This window comes from Sphingobacterium sp. DR205 (assembly GCF_011064245.1).
Lineage (GTDB): Bacteria > Bacteroidota > Bacteroidia > Sphingobacteriales > Sphingobacteriaceae > Sphingobacterium > Sphingobacterium athyrii.
The window spans coordinates 3,532,944-3,544,906 of sequence record NZ_CP049333.1 but is presented as its reverse complement, the minus strand read 5'-3'; the positions used below and the strand labels follow the sequence as shown (position 1 = coordinate 3,544,906).

Genomic DNA, 11,963 nt, shown 5'->3' with positions numbered 1-11,963 from the left:
AGCTCCACATGAAGCCATTAGAAGAAATAGATATTTTTATTTTTGATACATTAACAGGTATTTTATTTGATAAAGTATCGGAGTATAAGGAAATGGTTGAAATGGGAGAGGATAGTCGTTTCTCAGATCGTTTGACGTATTCTTTTATGAATGAATTTGCGGTATATCTCGGTGGCCAGATCATAGCTGATCGCACAAGCTCTTTTGTTGAAAGTTCCTTTGATTATATCAATTATATTGGGCAAAGCCACAACTGTGAAATCATCAATATCGTACATGTCGGTATCCTCGAAATATTATACACGGAGGAGGGAGTTGATCGGGAATGGGTCAAGATGAATCTGAGCGAGAAGTTACAGCCTTATTTTGAAGCCTGGTCAAAATATTACAGGTAATTATATTGTAACAAACGAACCAAAAAAATATCTGGTAGAATTACTTTTTCCCATAGTAAGACATTCACTTTTAAAAATATAATGAGAAAAGTAGTATTTAAAGACATAGACGGCAAAACAAAAAAACTTATGCTTTGCCAGACAAAAGGCGGAGTTTATCTTTTTGGATATTACAGCTTACAGGACAGTTCTGCAGATTGGGATCACTTCTTTTGCACTATGGAAGACGCGAGTGAATGTTGCATTGAAGAGTATGCTATTAATGAAGAGGATTGGATAATAATTGCAGACCAACCTATACATTGTCAACAGGACTTTATTATTCCAACAAGGATAAAAGGTAGGGAAGTCGGAAAGCCTGTTTTTGGACATCTACAACGATTTGTTAGAGGACAGTGGGTTGACTATGAAATACCAGAGAAATGTATAAGTTTTGACGGACTTACAGGTGACCAGAGATTATTTACCACCGGACTTGTATTTGAGTATGAGAAGGCTTTAATTGAAGATAAGGCAAAAGCAATAAAAATTTTGAAAGCATTAAACTTTGATAAACCTTCGATTGACATAATTATTGGATAAATAAACATAACGCTAACCAGCACCTATGGAATTAAATGAAATAAAAAATATACAAGATTTCCAGAGATTTCTGTTTCAACAAAAGAATGAAAATTTTGTTCAACCTGATGATTCCAATTATTCAAAAACAATTTGCGGAACAGATTTCAGATCTGAAATTCTGTATGTTCTACCATCGACTGAAACATTGGAAAATATCAGGTTCTATGACAGTCTGAAGTTTATCACCATCAATAACTATAAGATTGATAGTAAAAATCTTGATGCATTAAAAAAGTATAAGGATAATTTAATAAATGTTAGCCATTTACATATTTGGAACATCAAACAAAATGATCTGGATTTAATTTCATTGTTTCCAAATTTGACACATTTATTAATTTCACATGTCAAAAAAGCTGACTTTTCATTTAACCGCTTAGACGAGCTAACGAATTTGAACACGCTTTGTCTTTTAAGTCTAAACAAAGTAGCAGACTTCAATTTCTTGCCAAACGCTACAAAATCTAGAATTAAAAACCTTTCGTTAACTTATACATCAAATCTTAAAAGTTTGAATGGGATTGATAAGTTCGAAAACCTTGAACACTTATCGCTCTTTGCATCAACAACAGAAAGTAACAAAAAAGTAAGCCTTGACGATTTATCAGGAATTGAAAACCTAGCAAAACTTAAAACATTTGAAATTGCTTATTTTCGGTTTGACAATAGGGAAATGGCCAATAGACTTTCGTTTTTAAAAGAATTAAAGGAATTTGCAATTGATAATATCAAATATAAAAATAACTAACAAATACGTTTGAATGAAATTATTAGACTTTTTCAAAATATTTAAACGAAAGACAAGGGTAGTCTTTTTGAAAGTATCCTTACCTAAAATCAGGCAAACAAATACAGCTGATCCTCTTCATCACTTAAAAAATGATCCTCATTGCAGATGGTGTCAATCTCAAAATCATATAATCTGAAACCAGGTATTTTTAACGGATCGACACATTCTAGCTTTTGATCTTTGAGAACATATTTTTCGCGGAGATCCATCCAAAGCCTACCAAGGTAATTGCTTCCGACAAGATCACCATTTCCCATATTCTTTACACCCCAATATTGATCCTTATGAGATAATTCTACAATTGAGTTACCTGCTGTTTCCTTTAGAATTGGAGATAATTTATTCCAATGTTGAGAGAGCTTCACTTCTAAAACCCATCGCATTATCTTTAATTTAATCAAATCCCAGTCTTGTCTCGTATAATAAAGATATTTTTTGCTGATCATTTTAGCCGTCATAGGGCTTTTCTGAATTAAGATCTCATTTTGGGCCTTTGGAAATAAAGAATATCTCATGGCTTGATAGAGGGCCTCACTACTTGGAATAATGATATCATTAATAAAAAGAGGAAATTTGGAAGACATATTTGATAATTCCCCAAACTCTTCATTTGTTTTAGAAAACATAACCACACTATCGATGTGATAAGTATTATATTTATTTGATTCCATTGACATTATCGCACTCCTCTATTTTTTAAAACGAATAACGGTCTCCAATTATTATTTCCCCACCAAAATACTATAGGAGAATTATTGGGAATATTTCTATATGTGAAGAACAACGTTCCAAGGCCAAATGTTTTATGTGATTTCACAGTGTAACCTAAAGGTCGGATTTGCTCTACTCTTAATTCTCCTACTCTGGAAAGGATTTCGATGCCTTTTGTCAAAAATAAGATTTCTAATCTATTTCTGGCAACAGCAGAAGAAAATAAATTTTCTTCATGGGGTTGAGTAGACAGACGAAACGCATGTTCCGATTTGCTAACAGCCTTAAGAGAATTCAAATACTCATGTATTACAGGGTCTTGATTATCAACGGGAATCATGTTGTTGAGTTTTGGGTTATATTGTTTAATATTATTTTCAATTATATAGTACGCCTGGATGTGGAGAATAGCTTCGACTTCAATGCCAATATTTTTGATTAATCCATATTTGGTATTATAAATACCCCAAGAGTGACCACACAGCAGGCATACATGAATTTTGATTTGCTTATCTTTGAGGTAATGAAAGTTAGTTTTCGTTTTGTCGAACTCATTTGATAAGTTAAACCATTCATTGAAGTTTCTACCAATAGTTTGACCAGTTGAAGCAACTACGGTTTCCCGTAACCAATCTTTTTTATAAACCACTAGCTTAGCCTTACAAAGTGTGTAATAATCTAGATAGTTAATATTGACAAACATATTCATTCAGCATAAATAATGTATAATAGGTTTGGATATTAACCTTGCCCGATTGAAAAGAGTAAAGCCATGATAGTAACCACGACCAATTCCATCGAAGGGAGGGAGATTTCACGATATAATCATCCAATAGTAACCAATGTTGTCATCGGCACCACTGTCTTTAGCGATATCGGAACGCGCTATGTAGGTTTCTTTGGAGGTCGCTCCACCAGCTACGAGAAGAAGATGGAGGAAATGTTTAAGCCATCACACTTATTTCAATGGAAATTTGGTAAGTTTAGAGCTAATAAAACAGCAACATATGCATCAGTTGTTTCTTTGTAAATTTAAAGGAGAAGAGTATGTATCAATCAGTAGCTTAGAAGATATGATGGCTATCGTGGAGCGTTATAAACCAGAAAACTGGAATGAATTTGAAAGATACCTACGACGTAATGATGCTCCAGGCTATAATGAGTATCTTGCTGAATTGTATGATGTAAGCTTGCCGTTCAATAAAAGAAATTTAAAAACATTAGTAATAGATCGTTATAAGGATAAGGTTTTTGATAATCGTTTGTTTGAACAGTTGAAGCGCCTTCAATTTCAAAAAATTAGCTTCTCAGAATCCTTACTGGATATTGAGCTGCCTAAGAACTTACTGGAGGTAAGACAACTCTACTGCAGTGGGAAATCGACAAAGGGAACCATCGATTTAGGCAAATATAGTATGCTAGAGGAAATCCATATTTTGGATTTCAATAAGAGCATTAAATTCGAAAATCACAGTAATTCTGTAAAGCATATTACATTATGGTATTTCAACCCTACAAGCAGATCCATTGAATCGATCGTAGATGCTTTTCCAAATGTGGAAGAAATATTGGTCCATCATACTAATGCGCAAAGTTTGGAAGGTATCGAGAAGCTCAAAAATCTAAGAACACTTCGTATCGACTATGGAAGAAACTTACGATCTGTAAAGGAGGTAAACCAGTGTGAATTCATCGAAAAGGTTATTTTTAATAATTGTAGAAAAATAGAAGATTTTGAGCAGATCGAAAAGAGTCCAGGTCGAATTGTTCAACATGCCAGATTTTCCGGTTAATTTTATCAGTTTTGCACCTCCAATCTTTCGTCCAACTTTTTCCGTTCATCACTACCGGTCGTATGACATTGAAGTGGGATGAGTGCCAAAGCGGTAAATGCTGTACAACCTGGTTAATTATGCTCAGCATTCGCGATACACTAATTTTGGAATGATTTAATGAGATATACTAAACAATAAAACGATGGCAACGATTGATAGAAACATAGCCCCAATAAAGCAAGAAGTTGAAAATTTTTTGAAACAGATCGATTTTAAGCTTCCAGAGGGATTTATTGAATTTTTTAAGGATTCAAATGGTGCAGATATCAGTTCAGATGAGAACTATATAGTTTTATGGGCTTTAACGGATATGATACAACTTAATAGAGATTATAACGTTGACGAATATGCTCCTGATTTTTTTATTTTTGGTTCCAATGGTGGTGGTACAGCCTATGCAGTTAAAAAAAGCACAAGTGATATTTATGAAATACCATTTATTGGAATGTCAAATGAAGAAGCTGTTTTTAAAAATAAAACCTTTTCAGAATTTATTGAGGGGCTTACCTAATGTTTAGAAACAACTTAAAGTTTAGTTATATGGATAAATAGACATAAGTTAACAGGAGTTTTAACAGAATATCCAATTGACGAAGGAGTGTCCAACAATTTATTTCTGCAAAAAAGAGCTTATGAAAGAAATCAACAAACATCACAATATGCGCACGCTAGCCATTGCACTATTTTCGGTGGTATTTATTTTTTCGTGTATCTCTTGCACTTCCATATCGCCCAAGTATTTGGCCCAAACTGCTGCGGCACATAGCGTTTCGAAGGTAGAAATGAAGAAGACATACATCTTTGATAATTATCCCCAGAAGATAATAGGCCATAATCATGGCAGCCAGGAGAAGAGTGCAGCCTATAATGAATATTGTCTATGGAACTATATTGAACCTAATTATTATAAAACTGATAGTCTGCACTATCTTTACAAAACTTCATTGGAGCTCACCAAAAAAAATAAAATCCATTTCAAACTAATTGATACCTTGGGAAACGTCGTGCGTGAAAGGACGAGGAAAGTCAAGTCCGAACCGCAAAACTTTGTTTCTTTCAGAAATACAGACCTTGACATCTATGTATTGGTCAATAGATTCTTTACCCAAACTATTTGCTTTGCACTAGATAATCATGGGGATTTAGTCGTGCCGAGTGAGTCGACAGCAGGCGGTTTTCTTATTCTCTTTCCGCTCGCCGGCGCCCTTAACCATGATGTATATACTTATTGTCGTGTGGATACAGTGGCCAATTGAAAGGATATGTCTGAATTCCGTTCCAACTATTGTGGTGTTGTGCTCGATCTTATCGGGGACGGTAAAGACCTTTAAAAGCAGATAGAAGCAGGGGAGGACTGCCGGGCCTTTTATGAATGCGAAATGGCAAACCTTCAGGAGATGCAGTATCCCTATAAATCCCGTTTCAATCAAACCAATACCTTAGCTAAAGTTGTCATCGGCACCAATTTGAGTTGAATATAGGAGAATCCCTCCAAGCCATTATATACCCCATAAAGCAAATATAAATGTTAGGGCCAAGCTCCCATTGTTTTGATCTAAAGCATAGAGATAAAATTAAAGCAAAATGAGGTTTCTATTTTAACAGCTCATTTTTTGATTTTAAACCTCATAGGATAGAAGATAACGAAAAGTAATGAATACACTTTTCAAAGGCAATACAGGAAGCCAGTCAGACAGACTACGAAAAAGTTGTGGTGACCAGTAGGATTACGGAACACGATTCTATGATTCCGAAATCGGAAGATGGAATGTTGTTGATCCGTTGGTGGATATGGGAATGCAGAAGCCGATGACGGCTTTTCTCGAGACTATACTTACGAAGATGCGTTAACTTACCATCAACAAGAGGGAGGGAGCAGAACGCCATTTCAAAGACAATTTAAAGGTGGAACATTTGTAGCATTCTCCATAAAATCTATTTGTTAATTTGGTGAATTGCGTATATTTAAGAATTAGCGGTCAGGCTAAACAGACACTCCGTAACAAACAGAAAGAATAAAATTGGGACTACTTGATATTTTTAAACGACAAGACAAATCCAAAAGTGAAACTGAACAATCAGTAACACGGACAGATTTTAAAACTCAACTTGACATAGTTGAGAAAGATATTTATGCTAAACTAAAACCAGTCGGCTTTAAAAAAAACGGTAGGACGTTTAACAGACGGCTTGACGATGGAATAATTCAGGTAATCAATTTACAAAGTGGACAATATCCCATTGGTCAGGGGTATGAAATACCGGGGTTACGGGAGAATTTATACGGAAAGTTTGTTGTAAATCTTGGAGTATGTATCGAAAGCCTTTACAAATTTCAATCACCGACAGAAAACAAAAAGTATTACAAGGAATATGATTGCCAAATCAGGGACAGACTTGGAACCTTATTAACAGGACAAGACTATTGGTGGACTATTACCGACGACAACAATAAAATCACACAAGAAATTATTGAAGGAATTGAAACGATAGCATTTAAATGGTTTTCAGGTTTAGAAACGAAAGAAAAAATAATTTCTAATAATGGACATTTGCCGTATGACGCTACACCAAGAGCAAAGTTGGACATAGCACTAATTGTATGGTTTGACGATAAAGCGAAAGGTTCTAAATTATTCAAAGATTATTATCACAGCATTCAACCAGCGAAATCAGCACATAAAGAGTATGTCAGAGATTTAGCAAAAGAACTAAAAATTGAGCTTTGACGACAAAAGCCCAAACCGTTGTATGCAATTTTAAAAAGACTTCCCTATATTTTATGACTCTTGAAGAAATAATTAATCATCATAGAAATACCTACATCAATCAATTAATTTCCTTTTATGGAAACAGAGGTAATGGTGCAAAAGAAATATTACTAAAATTAAGTTCTGATGAAGAAACCTTATTATTTAATTTAACAAGACCTGATTTTTTGTCAAATAATGATGGAAATTATGGTATCGAAGAATTATACCCAGATACATTTTCAAATCATCAGCCTATAAATTTTGTATATAAAAATTTAGATATCGAATTACACCCTATATTTTGGCACGGAGTTGAATTTATTTTGGATACAAAATTTGCAGAATTTGAGTGGTTAAAAAGTTGGACTACTACAGCTCTGAAAGAGAACAATGATGAATCTACTAATGAATTAGATTTGCTTGAGGCTATACATAATGTATCTATTCCCAGTATTTCGGAAAAATCAACGATTTTCACAGTAGATTTTGGCACTTCAACATCCGAAACATTTTTCGCGTTGTTGGATACTATTAACGAAATTGGAGCTAAAAACATTATAATAAATTCCTTTGAATTAATTGAAGAATAAAAACTGGATATACTTGAACAAGCTGACCCCTCAAAATTGAATTAGATTTAGGGATGCGTAGTGCGTTTAAAGCTGTTATTCAACTGCCATACTGGCTGATGTTGACCCCCTAATTCATTTTTCAGTTCATTGCGCTGGAGCATGCTGACCCCTTAGCAAGTAGTTTTTGTTACTTAGTGATCAAACAATTCGGATCACTGATGGCTGGAAAACCAAAACGAATGAGTCAGATAAAGCAATTAATCAGATTGTACCAGAGCGGTAGCGGAATAAAAACAATCGCCCGCATCCTTGGTATGAGCAAGAATACGGTGAAGTCCTATCTTAAAAAGATGGCCGACGGCGGTTTCAATACAGAAGAACTTCTTAAACAGGAGGATCCCCTGTTGGAAAAGTCGTTCCACGCAGGGAATCCTGCTTACAAGGCGGACAAGTTTGAGTACCTAAAAAGCCGTCTTGACTATTATGAAAAAGAACTTAAACGTACCGGAGTTACCAAACTGCTGCTCTGGCAGGAATATATAGAAAGTGATCCCACGGGTTATAGCTATCCACAGTTCAACTATCATTTAAGGCAACAGCTTATCTCGCGCAAGGGCAGCATGGTGATTGAACATACCGCCGGTGATAAACTATATATTGACTTTTCCGGAAAAAAGCTCCATTATATTGACAGGTCCACCGGGGAGCTGGTCGCCTGTGAGGTATTTGTGGCCTGCCTGCCCTTTTCAGACTATGCATTTGCCATCGCTGTACCATCTCAGCAGACCCCCGACTTTTTTTATGCACTGAGCAGCTGCCTGGAGTCCCTTGGCGGTGTGCCAAAGGCCATTGTCCCCGACAATCTCAAAGCAGCTGTCATCAAGGCCGATAAATATGAGCCGGTCCTGAACCAGTCCATGGAAGACTTTGCCAATCACTACGGCACAGCTGTGGTTCCGGCGCGTGCAGGCCGCCCAAAAGACAAATCATTGGTAGAAAATCAGGTAAAAATGATCTATACCCGTGTTTTTGCACCACTGAGAAACAGGCAGTTCTTTGATATCCATACGCTCAATGAAGCTATAAAGGTCTGTATGTTAAAGCACAACCAGACCCGGATGCAGCAAAAGCCATACTGCCGGGAAGAGCGGTTCTTAAGTTCCGAAAAATCAACATTGGGCGAACTTCCCAAAGAACGCTTCGAGCTGAAGAGCTACGCTGAACTCAAAGTTGGAGATAACGGACATATCTATCTGCAGCGCAATAAACACTATTACAGCGTACCCTTCGCTTATATCGGAACAAAGGTAAAGATCATTTACACACGTAATATGCTCTCGATCTATTGTCGGGGCAAACAGATTGCCGCGCACATACGCAGTTACAGGGAAAATGCGTACACCACTCTGGCGACACATTTAAAGTCCGAACATCAGGCGTATAAGAACCGCTCGCATGAAACGTACCTGACAAGGGCAAAAGCACACTCTGCAGAGTTCGCCAAACTTCTGGAGATACTCTTTGAGCGGGCGCATTATCCCGAGCAGTTATTCCGTACCTGTGACGGACTGTTCAGGCTAAAACGGGACTTCCCGGCAGAAGAATTTGACAAAGCATGTAGTTACGTACTAAAAAATAAACTATATACCTACTACTACTTTAGGAATGTACTTGAAAACGGAACAGCAAACAATCAGGAAGAAACTTCCGTAAAAAGCTCCCTGCCGGAGCATGCCAATATCAGGGGAAGAGCGTATTATGCAGGCAGCCAGCCGACACTGTTTGATCAGTCAAACGATGGACCCGCAATATTGTGATGGGCAGGAATGAACAGAATAAAATAAACAAATAATAAAATAAGATGAATATTGAAACACAGATGAGAGCGTTACGCTTACATGGTATGGAGCGTAATTGGAAAGCATTGAATGAAACCCGTCGCAGTACAGAACTCACCCTTTCCGAAGGACTGTCCCTATTGCTGCAGGCAGAATCAGATGAAAGGGATGAAAAAAGGTTTGAGCGCCTCAAACAGAATGCCGGGTTCCGCTATCAGGCTTCGATAGAGGAGATAAACATGGTCGCTACCAGAGGTTTGGACAAGGGATTGATCACTACGCTGGCTACCGGCGAGTACATCAAAAAAGGAGATCCGATACTCATCAGCGGTGCTACGGGCTGTGGGAAGAGCTTCCTCTCTTCAGCATTGGGCCATCATGCCTGTGCCCAAGGGTATAAAGTCCTGTACTTTAACCTGCAAAAACTACTCCTAAAGACTAAAATGGCCCGCCTGGAAGGTACACTGCATAAGCTGATGGACAGGATATCAAAAACAGACCTGCTTATTGTCGATGACTTTGGCCTGGTAAATCTGGACCAGCAGCAAAGGCTGGATCTGATGGAAATAATTGAAGATAGACACGCTAAAGCCTCGACAATAATTGCCAGTCAGCTACCTGTGGCCAGTTGGTATGATGTAATCGGTGAAGATACAATTGCAGACGCAATACTCGATAGACTGATCCATGGATCTTACAGAATAGAACTTAAAGGCGAAAGTCTAAGAAAAAAGAAGTAATATTGTCAGGTCATCAGTTGGACTGAGATACTAACTCGTTAGAGGGGTCAATATGTCCAGCGGAGGGGTCAACATCAACATTATATCCAAAAACTGCATACAACATCGTATTGGCAATTTCTAATTCTATTGGGCATTTGTTCAAGGTTCAACTTTAGTTGCGCTGGTACATAGGGACCATACCAAAGTTTCCAGTACCGTACACATTGCTATTTATTCGAATCGCATGGTTGTTTCCAATACGGGTACGCTTCCAGAAGGACTACGTATTGCAAATCTTAAAAGAGAGCATACTTCCATTTTGCGTAATCCGGACATTGCCCGTATGTGTTTTGTACATGATCTAATTGAAATGCTAGCTAGGTAGTGGAACACAACGGATGGTGAAGGATTGTAAGACTTATGGCCTAGCAGATCCTAATTGGAAAGAAGACGGCGATCATCTTGTACTTGAGTTTCCTGGGCTTGGAATAGGTGAGGGTGTAAGTGAGGATGTAAATGATATTGTTATAGATGGTGTAAGTGAGGGTGTAAATGGTGTTCTTAGCAAACTTATTACTCTTATAAGCGCTACACCTGGTATGAATGCAAAGCAACTTGCCATTGCTATTGGTAGAGGTCATTCCACTGTTGAACGTTATCTTAAGCTACTCCGAGAAAATATGTTAATTGAATTTCGCGGTGCGCCAAAGGATGGGGGATATTTTATTTTAGATAAATAAATAGATCGAGGGAGGCTTTTTGTTATTAGACTTGGGTATTAACTATACAACAATTAGTATAAAACCGGATATTTATTTATAATGTTATTTAACTTCTGAACGATTGGCTTGATATAAGTCTGGTCAAAATTAAGTTCGAAATTCAACATAGCAGTGTTGATTTGATTCCAGGATCATCACTACAGCTTATTTCTGCATTGATGTTACCTAACCCATTCCCTTTAATTTTCATACATAAATAACCTTCCAAATCTTTAAATTCAATCTCGGAATTTAAATTTTCATATAGCGAATTCAGATCCTTTAAAATTCTCAAAGTCAAATGTTGTTAGGTCTGCATCGTAGGTGCCACCGAAAGCGCCAGCCCGCACTGAGATTTTAGTCCTTAACCAATTCTTATCCCAGTTGCTAGCCGCATCAATAACTAATAATCCAATTACTGTAATTGAAATTGATTGGCCCCCTGAGTGCAATCCAATCGTAAAATCATCAAGCTCGTCCATTTGCGACTGTTAAATTATATTATCCATACATTACTTTGACTCCGATTCATTCCATTGTGGGCTACCGATAAACATTTCATTTATAAATTGCTCAGTATATCGCTGCATCCCAGCTTCCTCCTTATCAAAGTAAGTCTTTATTTTTGAACAAACTTTAGCATTGTAGCAAAGTTTGACGCGGAGGTGTTCAACCCATTCCGCCCGGATTACAATCGTAATTAACCTTTTTGTGTCTCGGGCCAACCCAATTACCGTAATATCTTTGGTCATCCCTGCAAACCAATCGATAATATATACTTTGGCTCCAGGACTAAACTGTTTCGTACCGATACGGGTTTGTCGTTTCCCTTCACCATAGCTAATTTCCCGTTTTATGTTAGCTACTAATGTCCATAATGGTGCAGGCTCCAAATGATTCATATCGATGCTAATTAATCCAAAAGAGTTGACTGAATTTGCTTTTACGTAACCTTTGGACAT

At 37.1% G+C, this 11,963-nt stretch carries 16 protein-coding genes; 12 read left to right on the top strand and 4 right to left on the bottom strand.

Annotated features, from left to right (window positions below; all coding sequences use genetic code 11):
* Window positions 1–8: 8 nt before the first annotated feature.
* The 3 genes from G6053_RS15160 to G6053_RS15150 all read left to right on the top strand — a co-directional run bounded on the left by G6053_RS15160 (window position 9) and on the right by G6053_RS15150 (window position 1,767).
* Window positions 9–395, top strand: a complete 387-nt coding sequence (locus G6053_RS15160; RefSeq protein ID WP_108634019.1) for a hypothetical protein — start codon at window positions 9–11, stop codon at window positions 393–395.
* A gap of 81 nt (window positions 396–476) precedes the next feature.
* Window positions 477–977 (top strand): hypothetical protein, encoded by a 501-nt coding sequence (locus tag G6053_RS15155; protein ID WP_108634020.1) that lies wholly within the window; start codon window positions 477–479, stop codon window positions 975–977.
* Between the two features lie 25 nt (window positions 978–1,002).
* Window positions 1,003–1,767 carry a hypothetical protein gene (locus G6053_RS15150; protein WP_165306991.1) on the top strand — a complete coding sequence of 255 codons (765 nt, stop codon included), beginning with the start codon at window positions 1,003–1,005 and terminating at the stop codon, window positions 1,765–1,767.
* An 89-nt stretch (window positions 1,768–1,856) separates the two neighbouring features.
* Here the strand turns inward: G6053_RS15150 and G6053_RS15145 are convergent, their stop codons facing one another.
* Together G6053_RS15145 and G6053_RS15140 are read right to left on the bottom strand one after the other, a co-directional pair.
* Window positions 1,857–2,480: an NADAR family protein gene (locus tag G6053_RS15145; protein WP_165306990.1), complete on the bottom strand. Its 624-nt coding sequence runs from the start codon at window positions 2,478–2,480 to the stop codon at window positions 1,857–1,859.
* Between the two features lie 5 nt (window positions 2,481–2,485).
* Window positions 2,486–3,229, bottom strand: coding sequence for a hypothetical protein (locus G6053_RS15140; protein ID WP_165306989.1), 744 nt, complete (start codon window positions 3,227–3,229; stop codon window positions 2,486–2,488).
* A 63-nt stretch (window positions 3,230–3,292) separates the two neighbouring features.
* Here G6053_RS15140 and G6053_RS15135 point away from each other — a divergent pair, with 63 nt between their 5' ends.
* From G6053_RS15135 to G6053_RS15090, 9 genes are all read left to right on the top strand, one after another.
* Window positions 3,293–3,550: a heavy metal-binding domain-containing protein gene (locus tag G6053_RS15135; protein WP_165306988.1), complete on the top strand. Its 258-nt coding sequence runs from the start codon at window positions 3,293–3,295 to the stop codon at window positions 3,548–3,550.
* Window positions 3,528–4,313: a hypothetical protein gene (locus G6053_RS15130; RefSeq protein WP_165306987.1), complete on the top strand. Its 786-nt coding sequence runs from the start codon at window positions 3,528–3,530 to the stop codon at window positions 4,311–4,313. The genes G6053_RS15135 and G6053_RS15130 overlap by 23 nt, the downstream gene beginning before the upstream one ends.
* Before the next feature lie 184 nt (window positions 4,314–4,497).
* On the top strand, window positions 4,498–4,866 hold the full coding sequence (locus G6053_RS15125; RefSeq protein ID WP_108634032.1) for an SMI1/KNR4 family protein: 369 nt from the start codon (window positions 4,498–4,500) through the stop codon (window positions 4,864–4,866).
* Window positions 4,867–4,987: 121 nt separating this feature from the next.
* The gene (locus G6053_RS15120) at window positions 4,988–5,611 is read left to right on the top strand and encodes a hypothetical protein (RefSeq protein WP_165306986.1); all 624 of its coding nucleotides are present in this window, start codon (window positions 4,988–4,990) and stop codon (window positions 5,609–5,611) included.
* A 765-nt stretch (window positions 5,612–6,376) separates the two neighbouring features.
* On the top strand, window positions 6,377–7,084 hold the full coding sequence (locus G6053_RS15115) for a DUF4304 domain-containing protein (RefSeq protein ID WP_165306985.1): 708 nt from the start codon (window positions 6,377–6,379) through the stop codon (window positions 7,082–7,084).
* A 53-nt stretch (window positions 7,085–7,137) separates the two neighbouring features.
* Window positions 7,138–7,698: a hypothetical protein gene (locus tag G6053_RS15110; protein ID WP_165306984.1), complete on the top strand. Its 561-nt coding sequence runs from the start codon at window positions 7,138–7,140 to the stop codon at window positions 7,696–7,698.
* Window positions 7,699–7,919: 221 nt separating this feature from the next.
* A complete protein-coding gene (istA, locus tag G6053_RS15105; protein WP_241254831.1) occupies window positions 7,920–9,497 on the top strand; it encodes an IS21 family transposase in 1,578 nt (525 codons plus the stop codon).
* 44 nt (window positions 9,498–9,541) lie between these two features.
* The gene (gene istB, locus G6053_RS15100) at window positions 9,542–10,258 is read left to right on the top strand and encodes an IS21-like element helper ATPase IstB (protein WP_121127451.1); all 717 of its coding nucleotides are present in this window, start codon (window positions 9,542–9,544) and stop codon (window positions 10,256–10,258) included.
* A gap of 380 nt (window positions 10,259–10,638) precedes the next feature.
* Window positions 10,639–10,980 carry a hypothetical protein gene (locus tag G6053_RS15090; RefSeq protein WP_165306981.1) on the top strand — a complete coding sequence of 114 codons (342 nt, stop codon included), beginning with the start codon at window positions 10,639–10,641 and terminating at the stop codon, window positions 10,978–10,980.
* Between the two features lie 281 nt (window positions 10,981–11,261).
* On the opposite strand, the gene G6053_RS15085 is transcribed toward G6053_RS15090, so the two are convergent.
* Complete coding sequence (locus tag G6053_RS15085) at window positions 11,262–11,483, bottom strand: hypothetical protein (protein WP_165306980.1); 222 nt, start codon at window positions 11,481–11,483, stop codon at window positions 11,262–11,264.
* A 30-nt stretch (window positions 11,484–11,513) separates the two neighbouring features.
* A complete protein-coding gene (locus tag G6053_RS15080; RefSeq protein ID WP_165306979.1) occupies window positions 11,514–11,903 on the bottom strand; it encodes a hypothetical protein in 390 nt (129 codons plus the stop codon).
* Between the last annotated feature and the right edge of the window lie 60 nt (window positions 11,904–11,963).